Raw genomic sequence first — 16,245 nt, forward strand, 5'->3', positions numbered from 1 at the left:
CTGGCCCAAGGCGTTCTCGGCTAGGCGTTGATTGCGCCTGGCCGAAAATCCATCAAACCGGTTGGTGTCGGTGCCCACTTGATGTTGGCGCGCTTTCCGAAGAACTCGCCAAGCGAATGGAGCACCGTTCCTGGTGGATCAATCTCGTCGAATATGTCGAGCATCTCTTGATAAGCGGCTCGTCTTTGGGCCGGGTCCTGGGCCGTCAGTAAGGTCGTCTCCAGCACATTGAATCTGTCGTTCCGCCAATACCTGCCCCTCTGAAAGTTGCTCTGAGACCCCCAGCGCGAGACGAACGATGCTGTGGGATCGGGGTAGTATGTCCCATCGGACGAGTTGTTCACACCGCGGCCCAGACGGTCTTCGACTTGCGCCCAATTCTCTTTCATTTGGATATCGACGTTCAGGCCGACAGCCCTCCACATTGCCGCGATGGCTTGAGTTTCGATAAGCTCGGCCGTGTAATAGTTGCCGACCGTTTTGAAAGGAATTGCTGCCCCGTTATAACCGGCTTCGGCAAGAAGTCGCTTCGCCTCTTCCGGATTGTACCGTGGGATTGGCCGGTCAGGATTGTAGAGAGCGCCGTACGCAGGGTGTTGATGGGACGGCGGCACACTTATGCGCTTGCGCCAGATACTATTGACAATGGTCTGCCTGTCGATCGCCAGATTCATGGCGCGTCTGATGCGCGGATCCCGCAGCACCTCGTTCGTGGTCGAATCATAGACCAGCGTGCGGAAGGACATCGTGTCGCCTCCAACCACGTCCAATCTATTGTCCGCGGCGAGGATATCGAACTGATCCGGCGCTAGGGTTGTGATGATGTCGAAGTCGCCAGCGCGAAGGCCGGCGACGCGTGCCGCCGGCTCCCGCACCATCCGAAACTCGATCCCCTTCAGCGGCGGCCTTCCACCCCAGTACCCGTCATGCGCCTCGAGGCGTATGTAGCGGTTTTCGACGGCCTCAACGACCCGGTACGGCCCTGCCGCTATGGGAGCCCTGGCCCATTGATCGAATGTCGCCGCCTTTAGATAGGCAGATTTCGAGACGATGCCGGCTCCATAGGAGGTCAGGCGTTTGACAAAAACAGGATCGGGCGCCTTGGTGCTGAACTCGACAGTATGTCGACCAGTTGCCCGCACCGCGCTCATCGATGGAAAGCTGATCTGGCCAACGCCAAAACCCGGACTGTCCTTTGCCAGCATACGCTCCGCACCGAAAGTAAATGCGACGTCCTCTGCCGTTAACTCTTCACCATCGTGGAATCGAACCCCTTTCCGCAAAGACAGGCGATATGTGGTGCTGTCGAGAGCCTCGATGCTTTCAGCCAACATCGGCCGAATCTGCCCGTCCCGTTGAAAGTCGATTGCAAAGAGCTTGTCGTAAATACTCTCGAGCACCCGGAAGCTCACGAGCGCCGTAGCACGGGGATGGAGCGGGTCGAGCTCGACGCGCAGATCCTGCATTGCAATCCGCAGTGCCATTCGGTCAGCGTCTTGGGCGAAGACAGAGGTCGATGGGAGCAAACCCAGCCCACCGATTAATTTGAGAACCTCACGTCGGGTGGAGTTATTCATGACATAACCCTTAGTTGCATATGATCGATGCGGCGCCCCTTTGTGGTCGACGCAGTACCGAGTGCTCACGCCTGGACGAGCGGATCGCATTCTTTTTGTGAGAAGCGGCTTCGCGTGTCGGAGATATAATTCACACCATGTGACACCATCATGACAGGCCTAGGTGCCTAGGTATCTGGACAAGGAGGCTGCCACTGCCGTAGGTTGAGGCTCGGAATCGGAGCTGGAAGGTGGCCGAATGAAATTTGTCATTGTCATGCTGGATGGCCTTCGTCCTGACCAGCTAGACGAAGCAGTTACGCCCAATCTCGCCGAGCTGTCCAAAATCGGCCTTCGACTTGCCCGCCATACCTCATCTTTTCCCAGTGAGACGCGCGTTTCATCGGCCGCGCTGGCCACGGGCGGACATAGCTCGGCCCATGGAATCATCGGCAACCGTTTTCTGGCGAACGGTCGGTCCATCGATGGATCTTCGCTCTCAGCCCTTCTGAGGCTGGGCAGCGAACGCGGTGGCGTCCTCACCGCCACTGCGATCGGCGAATTCTTGGCGGCGCATGGCCGTGCGATGCTGTCGATCGGATCTCAATCGCAGGGCTCTTTTGGACTTTCGAGCTGGGGGAGTTGGCAGGCAGGTGCGCCGGCGTATTGGGTTCATGACCCATTAAAGTTCAGTAACAACGCGGCCGTTCGCCGGATTGCGCCAACCTTTCCGATGCTCCCTCCCGACGAGGGGCCCGCACGCGCTACCATCGAGCGCGTCGTCGATCTATTCTTCTCGTTCCTCAAGGAAGAAACACTTCCGGAGGTCAGCCTGCTCTGGCTTTCGGAGCCGGACATTACATATCACATGTTTGGGCTTCAGCATCGCACGGCGCGTGAGGTACTCCACGAGGTCGATCGGCAGTTTGGACGTATTTTCGCTTGGTGGAGCGAGAAAGGGGCGCGGGAAGGAGTTCAGCTTATTGCTGCATCCGATCACGGACACGCCATCATTGGAGAAAAGATCTCCGTATTGGACCACCTGCAGCGGTCGGGATTTAAGGTGGGATACGAACTCACGCCCGACGTAGACGCCGCAATAACAGCTCAAAGGGTTGTCAACATTTGGGCCCGGGACAGAGAGAGCCATCTTCTGACAGAGATGTATCACAGCCTTTCCGAGGAGCCATGGTTTGGCGTGGCTTTCTCACGTAAGGCTCCCGATGGCGCTCCACTCATCGCCGACACCCTCCCGCTTTCCGCGGTCATGGCCGAACACCAACGAAGCGCGGATCTGTCGTTTGTTCTCGCCGATTGCGGAGCGGCTAATCGGAGCGCTTCGCCCGATGACGTGTACTACGATGGGACCTATCCGATCGGCGTTGGCATGCATGGAGGGCTTTCGGCGCATGAGCTGTCTTCATTATGCATCCTTGCTGGCCATGCCTTCATAAGCGGAGTTGTTGCTACCCCAACCAGTATCGTTGATCTGGTCCCGACGATCCTTTCCAGCCTAAGACTGCCGCTACCGTCGACTGTGCACGGCCGGATCATCGATGAAGCTTTGCAAGATCGCGAGGACAGAGGTCAGTATGACGTCGAAGATGCGAGCATCTCAATTGCCTCTTCAGTGCGCCGGTCAACTGTCTTCCGGGAGCTTTACCGACAACGTCTTTATCTGAAGGGAGCGGCCGTAACCCGGCTCGCGCACCCGAAGGATGATAAAACTGACGCTAATCCGACCGAATTGAAAGCCTGAACCACGGACCATTTGACCTATGTATCAAGGAAAGCGCTGGGAGTTTGTTCGGTCGAACATCGAAGAAGCCATTGCCTCGAGCCGATTTCGGCCAGGCGAAAAACTTCCGAACGACGTAGAGCTTGCTCTCGCATATGGTGTCAACCGGCACACCGTAAGATACGCCATTCGGGCACTTGAGCAGGAGGGACTGCTACGTGTCGAGCAGGGGAGAGGCACCTTCGTTGTCGAACATCCAACACCTTATCTGCTCTCCTCGCAAACCCGGCTGACCGATAATCTCATCTCGCAAGGCCGCCTGGCACGTCGTAAGATCCTGTCCGCTGCAACGATAAAGGCAGACGAGCGGCTCGCCGGCTACCTCGACTTGCAGGCTCGTGAAGATGTGCTACGCATCGACACACTGAGCTATCAGGACGAGATCCCAATCGTTATTGCGCATAGCTACTTTCCGGCGAAACGCACTCCCGGACTGCTGGACAAATTCTCTGGCGCCAACTCGATTTCGACTGCTCTCAGGCGCATCGGAATTGACGACTACTCGCAACAGTGGGTGACGATAAGCGCACGTCTGCCCTCTGCGCAGGAGGCGCGCCTGCTTGGAATGTCCACTTCCGCGCCGGTCTTCGTCAAAGAGAGCCTTGACTGCTCCGGCGGTATTCCGATCAAATTTGGCGAGAATGTACTGTGTGCACCAAGAATCAGCTTCAGATTCGATTTTAAAGAGATTAGTTCCGCGGAGCAGCCGCCTGCAGGAAAGCCTCGATCCGGAAAAGCGCGAGCGAGTAAATCGAAATCATCTGCCTCCTTCAAGATCTAGGTGCCCTCCCATTCCTGCGGTCGAAGCGGCTGGGAGCGCAATAACGATTTCGCTACCACCTCGCTTGTGGGGGTGTGTTTCACGCTTCATGCCGGGACGAGCCGCTCGCGTTTTGCTGAGGCAATAGGCAGCCGCGTTGGTTGCGGCCCCATCAAGCTGGCGGGCTTGGCATCGTTACGCGGCCGGTGTCAGTGGCAGCCGCGCAGGTCGTGAAGAGGCGCAGCGTCAAATCTTCCGCGATCGTCGTGAACCTCGCCCCTGCGAGGTTAGATCAAACGTCGGCTTTTGCGAAGATGCGCTCGGCGGTACGCAGATCTTCCGCGTCGTCGATTTCGTACCACCTGAGATCATCACATCTCACAGCAGCAAGCAGCAGGCCTTGTGTTTCCACGAGAAAGGAAAGTAGCTCCTCGGTGTAGGCTTGGATAGCTCCGGCCTTGATCATATCGTCTAGGGCCGGAATAACCTCTGTCCGCAGAGTAGACGCGGACAGCCGTAACAGATTCATCGTCTTGTAAAGAGGCGAGTCACCCGCGATGAGATTTCTCGCTGTTTGCTTCAAACGAAACTCTGAAATGAAGCCAAGATCGGACAACAGGACCGCTGATCCCTGCATCAGCTCGTGGAAGGGAGCGACAGCAGCCGCGTCGGGCGCTTCACTGATGAGCAGCTGGCGCAATACATTTTCCTCGAAGAAGACGTCGCCCTCAAAAAGGAAGCAGTCTCCGGAAAGCAGAGCGTCACGCGCCAGCCATAGCGAATAGGCGCTGCCAGTACGATCGTAAACGGAGGATTCGACATATTTGACGTCAACCCTGCCAAAGCGGCCACCGCAGGCGTCTTGGATCGCCTCTTTGCGATACCCGACGACAATCGTCACCTGTTCAACGCCGACACGCCCAAGGTTATGTAGCGCGTTGTGCAAGATGGGAGTGCCGTTAACTTGCACAAGGGTTTTCGGGGTTAGATCCGTTAGCGGCCGCAGACGAGAGCCAACGCCAGCGGCAAGAATGACCGCATTCTTGGGAGGATTCACAGGCATTTCATTCGCTTTCTATCCCTTGTATGAATCCGCGAGCGTTTCGAACGTCTCTGTTCAGTCTTGCGGACCGCCGCAGACCTGTCAGATGGCCCTAAGATTGAAACACGTCGGTATGATCGTCATCCGCGGATAGGGCTTCTTACCAAGTTGGCAGGGGAAAGCTGTTCCGCCGCGTCAGAGCGTTACAAGGCTTAAAAAGTCGACTTCCTGTTGGTTGACACCGAAGCAAGATTGACGAGAGGCGAGGGGTGTTCGCATCGCGCGGGGGGTTTCAAGAGGGCAACGTTAAAAAACAAAACCTGTCACCATAGGTTAGCGAGGCTGCAGATATCGTTTTTCGGCCGCGGCGAGCTCGTCATACCTCAAAAGTCCGAATATCTCGCTGAGCGGGGCGATATGGGATTCAATGCCCGCAACGCCCTCTTGAGCTGCGATACTATCGCAGACGCGCCGCATTGCAGCTGCCGCAGCTCGCAAGGAGTGATTGGCCCAGATGACCGTGGAGATCCCCGCATCGCGAAAAGTTGACACCGGCGTTCGATAGTAGGTCGTCGGAACAATCACAACAGGCAGCCGGTTCCGCCACTCGCTGACAAACGAAAGCATTTCGTGCGCGGTACTTTTTCGCGAGTGAATCAAGATTGCATCGGCGCCTGCGTCGGCATAGGCATGAGCACGCAAGATGGCTTCATTCAATCCATGTCCAGCGATCAGCGCTTCGATCCTAGCCACGAGAACAAGGTGTTCAGCGACGGTATCCTTCACGGCCCGCAGGCGACCGGAGAATTCATCGATATCGGCGAGCGGATGCCGCTCACCAATGAGCGAGTTCATCTTCGGGAAGCAGCTGTCCTCAAGCGAAACGCCCCCCGCGCCAGCCTGATGAAGTTTTCGTGTGAGGAGGCGAGCATTGTTGAAATTGCCGAAGCCGCCGTCACCATCAACGAGCACAGGTAGCTCGGTCGAGTCCACTATGCGTTCGACGCTCTGGACGAGCTGGGTCCATGAAGCTTCATTGGCATCGCGATAGCCGAGCGAACTGGCAATCGACAAACCAGAGGCCCAGAGCCCCTTGAATCCCGAGCGCTGGGCGATCGTGGCAGACAGGCCATCATGCGCTTCCATCAGAAACGACAGATCATCATTCGAGCACACCTGGGCGCGAAGCATTTCGACAGACGACGGACGAGTGCATTGATGACCTGCGTTAGGCAGCACGGATTGTGGCTGATACTGCATACAGAAATCCTGGAGGCCGAGCTTCGATTGGTGCAAACTTCACTGTTCATATCGTCTTGTCGTGATGTCGATCAATGACCAGCGTTGGTAGTTTATTGGGGCGTAAAAGCTTGCATGATCGCCACAGGATTGGGCCGAACGCTAACCTGTCGTTATGGTCGGATGAGCGTCGAGCCGACACACTGGAAAGGTAAGCTTTGGTGCAAGTGAAAGATCTGGGCTCGCGAACCGCGTGCTACGGCCCTTCACAGAGCATTCAGCCCTGGCGGGAGGAGCGCCTGGTCAAAGGGTGATATCCAGCTCACATAGATGTTGAAATATCGACTGCTACGATTGTCGTAAATGCTGCTATTGCGTTGAGACATATGTCGCAATCCCGTCGTGAAGGCTGCAGTTCGATGGCAGTCTCCCGAGAACGGACCGGCAATCTCCCAAGAACTTGTCCTGGCGCGAGAATTTGCGGGTGCCACTGAGTGGCATGGCACTTGCTGATCTCGTTCTTGGCCTCTCGGCTCCAGGAGAAATTCATGGCGGATGAAGAGGTTGTGCTGTCGGAACGGGAGAGACAGTGTTTGCGATGGGTGGAGGAGGGGAAGTCATCCTGGGCGATCGCAGTCATCCTGGGCGTGAGCGATAACACCGTCAACTTTCATATCAAGAATGCGATGCGAAAGCTGGAAACGACCAGCCGGACCCAGTGTGTCGTCAAGGCGCGGCGTCTGGGTCTTCTTGATTAACGGCCGCAGTTCCGTTGCCACCGAAGAGAGCGTGCTTCTATTTCGTCCTCGATTGTCACGACGGCGCCGTGGACCACTAGGCGAGGTGAGATCACCGGCGCATAACGCTCTTGAAAGCTCGATGGCCGTCGGATCCCTGTACGTTGTGGTCGATCCGTCCCCCTGCCGGGGACGCGGCGGCTGTATGCGTATCGCAAGCTGAAGAGAGGTGATCGTAGCGGCTTAGGTACTGAAGTCGTGCTCATCGGAACGGCGGGGTAGACGGACTAGCCCGTACACGAAGACGGCAGTGATAGTTCGTAAACGCAGTTCGAAAAGCGTGCTGCTGGTAGACGTTCCACCACACGCTCTGCGCGCTCAACCAAGTGCGGGCGATCCTCACAAGCGTAGCTAGCTGAATGAATTACCCTTTCGCGGACCGGTAATGCGAAGGCTGCGTTTCTCGATGATCTAGCGGATTTGAGTCATAAGCTGCATATGTTTGCGGGGGGGCGGCGATCCCGGTGTTTCTGGAAAGGCAGGCGACCCGAAGTCGATTTTACTGAGTTGGACCACGACCAGAGGGCGTCATCCATGATTTCGAAAGGAGGATTCGAGGCGCGCAACGTGACCACAAATCGGTGCACAATGTACAGCTCATATGCATTCTTCGCGAGGTGGGTACGACTCGCGCGGAGCTCCCGCTAAACGGGTCAAGCATTCGAGCTGCAATTTCGTTCGTTATCGCATAGTGGGGAGCCGGCCGCATTGTTTGTGCCGCCGGCAGAGCATCAAGCCCGACCACATCGGAGGTATCGTCCTCACGGTATGAAGGGGCATGTGTCATGGAAGCGGATCGTATCGGCGCACAGGGCCACAACCTGATAGCGCCAAGGTCGTGGGCCGCTGCAGCTGAAAGAAGCTTCTCTTCAGGTTTCTACCTCGTATTCGGATGCGCGCTGACGCGCCACGGAGGACCACGCCAGGAGCCTATTGCCCGAATCTTCCTAGCCTCGAGACCGCTTGTGCGTCGCCAGCTACGACGGCAACGCTCTGCTTGGACTCATTAAGCGATGAAGCCAACCGTCGTCTTGCCTTAGTCCGACAAATTCTCGCCTCATCCCCCGCGACCACCTTGAGCTCCTGGTTGGATGAACAATCCGACCATTTTGCTCGACTGGTCAGCTTCCGGAAAGCTGGACCTGCCATCGTGGCGTAATGGAGATATCTCGGGGCTGATCTGCGACTGCATCGAACTTAAACATCGCCAAAGGGAGTTACGAGATGGTTCGAATCCATGACACCCTCGACACCGCATGGTTGGATTCCAGCAGCACATCAGGCGCGACCCAGCATGATGAAACCTTAGGCCAAGCGGCCTTCGCCCTGCACCTCGATGAGATACCGTTGGAGCAGGAGCAAGAAGGAGGTGCAGATCCTTCCCATGCTGTTGCCTCCGCCGACGCGGAACATCGCTCGGTAAACCAGCAACCCGACATGAAGCTGGTCGTCATTTCGAACCGCGGCGCGCCATTCGACCCCAATAAACCCCAGACCAGCGGACTTGCCGCAGCCCTCGAGCCGGTCGTCGAACGTTCCGGCGCGGTCTGGATGTTCTCCTCGGAGAACCGCGGCGACGGGACTGAGCGGCCCCTGCTACTCGTGAAGGCTGGCGAAGGCCATGTGGCCGAACTCGATCTGCCGGCCGCGCACTATCGCGGCTACTATCGAGATTATTCGAATTCAATCTTGTGGCCGGTATTACACTCCCTGTCCGACCGGATGTCGCGCGCGGAAGAGGGATACGACAGCTATCGACAGATGAACAACTTCATCGCGCGTGCGGCGTTCGACTTGCGGGATCGGGACGCATTCTGGGTGCATGATTATCATTTGCTCCCGCTCGCGGGCGATCTGCAAAACCTCGGCATCGAGCGGCCGACCGGCTTCTTTCTGCACACGCCATGGCCGACGCCCGACATGATGGAGCGCGTACCCAATTATCGCGAACTGATGAAGTCGATGCTGGAATACGATCTGCTCGGCTTTCAGACGAACCGGGATCTGAACAATTTCGTGGCCTCCTTGCGAACCTATTTCGGGCTGGAGAGCAATGATGGCGTCGTGACCACGGAGCGTGGCCAGACGCGGCTCCAAAAATTCCCAATCGGTATCGATCCCAGGCAATTCGCAGAGTATCTTGCGGCGGAGCTCTCGCCCGCAGAGCAAGAAAAAATCTCGTCATTATTGCAAAGCTTCGAGGGCGCCAAGTTCGCAATCGGCGTGGACCGGCTCGACTACACGAAAGGCATCGACAAACGCGTCGAAGCGTTTAACCAGCTCTTGGCGGCCGAGCCGGGCAGCATCTCGCTGTTGCAGATCGCGCCGTCCTCACGCGCCGACGTCGACGAGTATCGAAAGTACAAGGAGGACGTGGAGAATGCGATCAACCATGTCAATGCCGAGCATGGCACAGAGGAGTGGAGGCCGATCCACTACACGAATGACCCGTTCAGCCAGGCTGCACTCGCGCGTCTTTACCGCGCGGCACATGTAGGTGTCGTCACGCCGCTGCGGGACGGCATGAATCTGGTAGCGAAAGAATATGTTGCTGCCCAAGATCCGAAGGATCCCGGCGTTCTGGTATTATCGAAGTTTGCTGGGGCGGCTGAAGACTTCAACGAGGACGAGGCCCTGCTGGTAGATCCAAACCATCCCGAAGAAATTGCGGACGCTATTTCGAAAGCGGTCAATATGCCGCTTGACGAGCGTGTGAAACGCTGGCGGTCGATGATGGATAAAATTGTATCCTATACGATCCACGACTGGTCGGCGGACTACCTCCGGGAGCTGGACAAGAGCCGCATCGCCGTTCCGGCTGATCAGTTCCACCATCTCGGTCTCGGCTGGACCAACGAGGCTCAAATGCCCCTGTATCAAAATTATGCCGCGGCGCTGACCGCCTATAACGAGATCGATCCCGCTGATGCCACCTTGAAGGAGGCTGCCTATGCGGACGTGAAGTCGGCTTTTGAGGCTTTAGCGGTCCCGCTGAAGCATACACAGGACAGACTCTGGGATCTCTCGGCGCCGACAGCTTCACGCGACGGTGGTCGCGGACAAGAGCTCGGTGCCCGCGAGGACTGATCGAGCGAAAAGCATAGCACGGCGGATGACAGGTTTCTGTAGCAGGACGGAGGAGCAATCCAGGTCTTTGGCGCTGACGCGGTTCTTGCGGGCGGCGCAGGCCCGCATGAATCAAGACATCATGCGAGTGGTCCATGATTAGAAGGGGCCGATACAGTCAACTCAGGTTCTATCTCTAAACGACGCTGATGCGAGTGGTGGCGGCGCCAGTCGGCGCGCCGCTGCCCGTTGATCGTTCCGCCACGGAGCGGCGCTTGCTCTGGGCCGCAACAGCACCGTTACGGAACAGTTCGCAGTGAGGGTTGCACTAGCCTTGAACCAGCCCGGATGATCCGGCAGCAGCGGGCATTCTCGATCGAAAATCTCGCTCTTGATCTTCTTTGTGCAATAGGACTTCGATGAGGACCACGGCTCGTGCGTGGGTCTCCGCCGGTGGATCAGGATCGTTTAAGCTGGACCGTAGCCCCCTCAATTGCGGCTGATGCCCAGCTTCATTTCGCCGTTTTGCGCCGAAGAACCTGATCTGGTGCTTGTACCTGTTGTTGATTGTTGGCTCAATCTCAAGACGTGTTGCAACGTAGGCTGTTTCTAGGGCGCTTTTACTCTCCTCGTATCGAGCGCAATCCTCTCGGCAATCAGTCAACGAGCCGATCTTTCGGCGTGACTAGTGGATTTCGCGAGGAAAAAGCTCGTCCAAATGGGCAACGCTTGCAGTCAACGAGTCGGAGGTCGCCATCCATACCACCCTTGCCGATGTCGACCTGGCTGCTGAGCAATGCGCTGCTCTTCGTGGGTATGATGCCCATCGACAAGTCTGCCCGGTGACGCCAGCGAAAAGGGAACAAGCTGATGTGCGGAGGAAAGCAGCATCGCTGCGTCCCAGGTTTTTGCCACTGAAGATCAAAATCGCTGGCGCTGTATGGCAGGCGGTTCGCCGATACGCTGTGATGTCCGCTTGGCAACCAACGTCGGCAACCGAACAGGGTCGTGCAGCTCGGAACGGCTGTAACTTGCGACTCTTTAGCCGGCACGCAGCTTGCAGTGAACGGCCCGCCACATAGCGCAAGCCGCGCTATGTCACGCGTTTGCGTGCTTTCCGCCGCTTCTGCTTGACGCGCCGCGGCCCGCGAGCGTGGCCTCTCGACCTTAGCCGGAGAAAATCCATGAAGACATCACTCCTCTCCGCCACGTTGTTTTCGATTGCCTGCTTCGCCTCCACGGCGCTGCGAACGGATGCGGCGGTGACTGATGACCCATTCCTTTGGCTCGAGGAGATCGAAGGGCCAGACGCAGTGGTTTGGACTCGCGCTGAGAACGAGAAGACGCTTGGGGTGCTTCAGTCAGATCCTCGCTATGGGAACTTCTACGGACAGGCGCTCTCCATCCTGCAATCCAAGGATCGGATCGCATATGTTTCATTGAAACGGCGCGGCTTGGAGAATTTTTGGCAAGACGAGAACCAGGTGCGCGGCGTCTGGCGGCGCACCACGCTCGAGAGCTATCGTAGCAAAGATCCACAGTGGGAAACCGTTCTCGACGTGGATGCCTTGGCGGTCGCCGAGAACAGGAATTGGATCTTTCATGGTAGCAGATGCCTTCCGCCTGAAGAGCGCCTCTGCCTGACTAGTCTTTCCGATGGCGGCAAGGATGCCGCGACCATACGAGAGTTCGACTGCGACACGAAGACTTTCGGTGCGGGTGGCTTCTATCTCCCTGAGGGCAAGCAGCACGTCAGCTGGGTCGATCGTGACACACTCCTTGTTGCACGGGACTGGGGCGAGGGGACTTTGACGCAAGCCGGCTACCCCTTTGTGGTGAAAGAGCTCAAACGTGCTCAGCCGCTCAGTGAGGCTCGCGAGATCTTTCGTGGCGAGCCCACCGACGTTAGGGCGTCCCCCTTCGTGCTTCGTGACAGCGACGGCAATATTCATGCGACCGGCGCGATCCGCGCAATCAGCTCTTTCGAGTCCGAGTATGTGGTCTTCCGCCCCGATGGGCCCGTCAAGCTCGATCTGCCGAAGAAGGCCGCAATGGTCGGTGTAGTGGGTGGTCGCCTGCTTGTAAGGCTTGATGAAGATTGGAGGCCGCCAGGCGATATCAGCTTCGCCGCCGGATCGCTGATTTCGTATGATTTGGCCGAATGGAAACAGGATTCGCTGCGCGCCAAAGCTTCACTCGTCTTCCAACCTGGGCCCCGCCAAGCCCTAAGCGGGTTAGGCGTTACAAAGAATTTGTTGATCATGACGATCCTTGAGAACGTTCAGAGCAAAGCGTTCGCTTATAAGTACGATCAAGGAGCTTGGTCGGCGACGCCGATCCCGCTGCCGGAACATACAAATATCAGCCTGTCGGCCAGCTCCGATGAAGCGGACCAAGCGATGTTCGCGGTCTCGAGCTATCTCAGACCAACCTCACTCTGGTATTTTGATGCCGAAAGTAAAAGGCTCGAGGAATTGAAGAAGACACCCTCTGCGTTCGATGCGTCCAACCATGTCGTGGAGCAGCTCGAAGCCACTTCGCGTGATGGCACGTCAATTCCCTATTTTCTGGTGCGGCCCAAGAACGCAAGGTTTGATGGCACAATCCCGACGCTTCTCTATGGCTATGGCGGTTTCCAGGTTTCTCTTTTGCCCTCTTATCTGGGACCGTTGGGGCGGTTATGGCTCGAACAGGGCAATGCCTATGTCGTTGCGAACCTGCGCGGGGGCGGCGAGTTCGGCCCACAATGGCATCAAGCGGCCCAGGCGGCAACGAAGCAGACCACATGGGATGATTTCATTGCCGTCGCTGAGGACCTGATCCGCCGCAAGATCACGAGTCCACGCCGGCTAGGTGTCATTGGCGGCAGCCAGGGCGGCCTGCTCGTTGGCGCCGCAATCACCCAACGTCCCGAGCTCTTCAACGCGGCGATCATCCAGGTGCCGCTGTTTGACATGCTTCGATACACCAAACTGGGCGCGGGCGCCTCCTGGATCGGCGAGTACGGTGACCCCGCCATTGCCGAGCAGCGTGCCTGGATCGAAGGATACTCGCCCTACCAGAAGCTAGTGGCGGGTAAGACCTATCCCGTTCCCTTAATTCTTACCTCCACCAAAGACGACCGCGTGCATCCAGCGCACGGCCGCAAGGCTGCCGCGAAGCTCGCCGCGCTGGGCCAGCCTTACTTCTATTACGAGAACATTGACGGGGGGCACAGCGCCGCCGCCAACCTCAGGGAATATGCGCGTCAACTGGCTCTTGAATACACCTATGCATCGAGGCGGCTTTGTTCTGAGTAAATTCAGTGGACGGGCTGATCGAAGCAGATAATGCAGACCATTGGTTATCTCAACGTCTTCACGGTGCTCAGCTGAATTCGTCGAACCCAAAGCGAGAGGCTGAAGAGCCGCCGGCGGCGCGACGAAGTTCGTCAGATGCGCAAGTTACCGGTTTGAACAGGATCCACCGTTGGCGAGCGGGTTTTCCGGCTTCCCAAACACAGACAAGCGGATAACTTGCCAAATTGCGCTTCCGATTGTCTCGGCAGATCCTGCTCGTTCGAAGGGCGCGACGTGCGGTTGACATCCGAAGACGAACAGTCAAAGCACAGCCCTGCGGGCGTCTTCGTGCTTGAGAGAGAATTTCAGGTAGCTTCAATGCAGGCATGCGCGCATTGATAATCCTGCGCGACGCTGCGCAAAGGAGTTCACGACCGCCCTGTTGTTCAACGTCGAAAGCATCCGCCGGCTCTGGATGAGCGCGGCATGTTCGAGGCTCCGCACGTCTTCTGTAAGCCGGTGGCGAGCGACGAGTGGAGCGAAGGTCAAACGTCATCCGGGCTGAAGCCTTGAGGCGAAGTGTCGTCGACGTCAGGCCGCTTTTGTCGCTTGCACAATGAGGCCGCAGCTAGAGCACGCGATAAAAACGAGCACGTGGCCAGCGCAGCGACTCGTCTCTTGCCGACCCTCTTGATGGCCGGGAGACTGTTCGCTAGATCACAACGGTTCACTATGGAGATGCCGCCGTGGCAATGGGTATTGTGAAGTGGTTCAATTCGACCAAAGGTTATGGGTTCATCAGGCCTGAGGACGGAAGTCCCGACGTCTTCGTGCACATCAGTGCCGTCGAAAAAGCCGGTTACACCACCCTCGAAGAGGGGGCCCGGGTAAGTTATCAGCTCAAGGCCGGGCGTACGGGTAAGATGTCAGCTGAGGATCTCCGGGTAGGCTGATCCGCCTCGCCTCCGGAAATCGCTCTCTGCAAAGCGTGATCTCGCACTCGTCAGGCGATGCCTTGTGACGGCGCGCCGGGCGTTTGGCCTTTCGACGGTCTCTTCCAGCCATGAGGCTGTCTGTTGAGGCCGTCGATCGATCACTGCCGTCAGAGTTACAGGCGTTGCGAGCCCGGTCGCAGTGTGGGCGTGGCAAGATATTCCAGCCGCCACGAACGGCCCGAACCCTACGCTCGTGACCAACGCGCCGCGAAGTGCACGCCGCCGGGCCGAAGCGCGCTAAGATGCAAACTCCGAATCCCGGTCGATCAGAACTATCAGGATTGGCTGATTGGAGGTCATGAGAACGGCGATCTAGCTGGAAGCCTGGAAAGTCCCTATCCCCACTCCAGCACTTAACTAAGGCTTCAATCTGAATTCGCCGATGTAGAGCGAGATCGCCCGCGCCAGTACTCGTCAGCCTCAAGGGCGCCCGGCTGGTCCGACACGGCACGGTTGGGGGGCCGTTACATGGAATTGTTCGTCAACTATATCGGGTGATCGCGTACGCGTGTCCTTTATCTCAGGCGCAAAAGCGCAGCGCATCCCTAAATCCCTGCGCAAGGAGATAGATAAGTTTGGCCCTCGCTTCACGTTGCTTTCCAGCGTCTCAACGAAACTAAGCTGGTAGTGTCCTGTTGCGTTATCGTCAAATCAGCGTTCGCAGATCTGCCATGAACACGGCCTTTTCCCGACGGCGATTTGGCTACTGCTCAACGAGCTCTCTTTATCGCACGATGCTCGCTCGCAGATCACGCCGCTAACACTCAGGCGGCTAACAGCCCACACGCCCTCTGTCGGAACGCAAGCGTGAAGCAGCCCCGCCGCAACATCGCGCTGCTGATGCGCTCCGGCGGCGGCTTCAAAGGGTGACCGCGAAACGTTACTCGGCGGACACCTGATTGTCAGCTTCAGAGCCAATGTCGGGAGCCTGGCATGGCGATGCGGCACGATGCGGCGGAAACCTGCTGTTTGTCGGCGGCATGCTGCTTGCACAGATCGAGCTGCGGGCGGCGCGACACGGCGCGTGCACGATCCCAACACGAATTTCGCTACGTTCGCCCACTTGCAAGAACTTGCGGGCTCGGCCTGCGTGCCTGGTCTGAGGATAAGCCAAATGAAAAAGTCCCTTGTGCGCGTCGCGTTGCTCTCGATGATGTGTCTCACAGTCGCGCTGCTCCACGGGCAGTTTGGTGCGGCCCCAGTGGACGATCCGTTCCTCTGGCTCGAGGAGGTCGAGGGGCCGCGCGCATTGGCCTGGGTACAGGCCGAGAACGAAAAGACACTCGGCTTGCTGCAATCGGATCCTCGCTACGATCGCTTTTACCGGGACGCGCTGACGATCCTCCAGGCAAAAGATCGGATTCCGTCCGTTTCGCTGAAACGGCAAGGTCTCGAAACTTTCTGGCAAGACGAGAGCCACGTGCGCGGCATCTGGCGGCGCACTACGCTTGAGAGCTACCGTGGCCAGGATCCCCGATGGGAGACCTGAGCTGCTGCCGGTTTGATGGACACCAGGTTAAGCTAATCCCACCTTGCGCTCGAACTCAACCGGGCTGAGATAGCCGATGGTCGAGTGCCTGCGGATCGTGTTGTAAAATCTTTCGATATAGTCGAACACGTCGGCTCGTGCCTCGTCTCTGGTTCGGTAGATCTTGTTGGCGGTCCGTTCGGTCTTGAGCGACGAGAAGAAGCTCTCCATCGCCGCGTTGTCCCA

11 protein-coding genes are annotated in these 16,245 nt (G+C 57.6%); 7 read left to right on the forward strand and 4 right to left on the reverse strand.

Annotation, left to right across the window (positions count from 1 at the left end):
• Positions 1-20 precede the first annotated feature (20 nt).
• The gene (locus tag YU9_RS0126905) at positions 21-1,577 is read right to left on the reverse strand and encodes an ABC transporter substrate-binding protein (protein WP_027575587.1); all 1,557 of its coding nucleotides are present in this window, start codon (positions 1,575-1,577) and stop codon (positions 21-23) included.
• 238 nt (positions 1,578-1,815) lie between these two features.
• On the opposite strand from YU9_RS0126905, the gene YU9_RS0126910 reads away from it, so the two are divergent.
• Positions 1,816-3,315 carry an alkaline phosphatase family protein gene (locus tag YU9_RS0126910; RefSeq protein ID WP_027575588.1) on the forward strand — a complete coding sequence of 500 codons (1,500 nt, stop codon included), beginning with the start codon at positions 1,816-1,818 and terminating at the stop codon, positions 3,313-3,315.
• A 19-nt stretch (positions 3,316-3,334) separates the two neighbouring features.
• Positions 3,335-4,135, forward strand: a complete 801-nt coding sequence (phnF, locus tag YU9_RS42595; protein ID WP_051380531.1) for a phosphonate metabolism transcriptional regulator PhnF — start codon at positions 3,335-3,337, stop codon at positions 4,133-4,135.
• Between the two features lie 271 nt (positions 4,136-4,406).
• On the opposite strand, the gene YU9_RS0126920 is transcribed toward phnF, so the two are convergent.
• Together YU9_RS0126920 and aepX are read right to left on the reverse strand one after the other, a co-directional pair.
• Positions 4,407-5,177, reverse strand: coding sequence for a phosphocholine cytidylyltransferase family protein (locus tag YU9_RS0126920; RefSeq protein ID WP_027575589.1), 771 nt, complete (start codon positions 5,175-5,177; stop codon positions 4,407-4,409).
• Between the two features lie 312 nt (positions 5,178-5,489).
• Positions 5,490-6,347 carry a phosphoenolpyruvate mutase gene (gene aepX / locus YU9_RS0126925; protein ID WP_027575590.1) on the reverse strand — a complete coding sequence of 286 codons (858 nt, stop codon included), beginning with the start codon at positions 6,345-6,347 and terminating at the stop codon, positions 5,490-5,492.
• A gap of 596 nt (positions 6,348-6,943) precedes the next feature.
• Here aepX and YU9_RS0126930 point away from each other — a divergent pair.
• The 5 genes from YU9_RS0126930 to YU9_RS0126960 all read left to right on the forward strand — a co-directional run bounded on the left by YU9_RS0126930 (position 6,944) and on the right by YU9_RS0126960 (position 16,020).
• On the forward strand, positions 6,944-7,153 hold the full coding sequence (locus YU9_RS0126930; RefSeq protein WP_027575591.1) for a helix-turn-helix domain-containing protein: 210 nt from the start codon (positions 6,944-6,946) through the stop codon (positions 7,151-7,153).
• A gap of 1,263 nt (positions 7,154-8,416) precedes the next feature.
• A complete protein-coding gene (locus YU9_RS42600) occupies positions 8,417-10,279 on the forward strand; it encodes a trehalose-6-phosphate synthase (protein ID WP_198028305.1) in 1,863 nt (620 codons plus the stop codon).
• Positions 10,280-11,442: 1,163 nt separating this feature from the next.
• Positions 11,443-13,557, forward strand: coding sequence for a prolyl oligopeptidase family protein (locus YU9_RS0126945; RefSeq protein ID WP_027575592.1), 2,115 nt, complete (start codon positions 11,443-11,445; stop codon positions 13,555-13,557).
• Between the two features lie 725 nt (positions 13,558-14,282).
• Entirely contained in the window at positions 14,283-14,489 is a 207-nt protein-coding gene (locus YU9_RS0126950; RefSeq protein WP_027575593.1) for a cold-shock protein, read from the forward strand.
• Between the two features lie 1,066 nt (positions 14,490-15,555).
• Positions 15,556-16,020, forward strand: coding sequence for a prolyl oligopeptidase family protein (locus tag YU9_RS0126960; protein WP_027575594.1), 465 nt, complete (start codon positions 15,556-15,558; stop codon positions 16,018-16,020).
• Positions 16,021-16,047: 27 nt separating this feature from the next.
• Here YU9_RS0126960 and YU9_RS0126965 read toward each other — a convergent pair.
• Positions 16,048-16,245 (reverse strand): IS3 family transposase (locus YU9_RS0126965; RefSeq protein ID WP_027575595.1); only part of this gene is annotated, 198 nt, incomplete at its 5' end.

It is taken from the genome of Bradyrhizobium sp. WSM1743 (assembly GCF_000473065.1).
Lineage (GTDB): Bacteria > Pseudomonadota > Alphaproteobacteria > Rhizobiales > Xanthobacteraceae > Bradyrhizobium.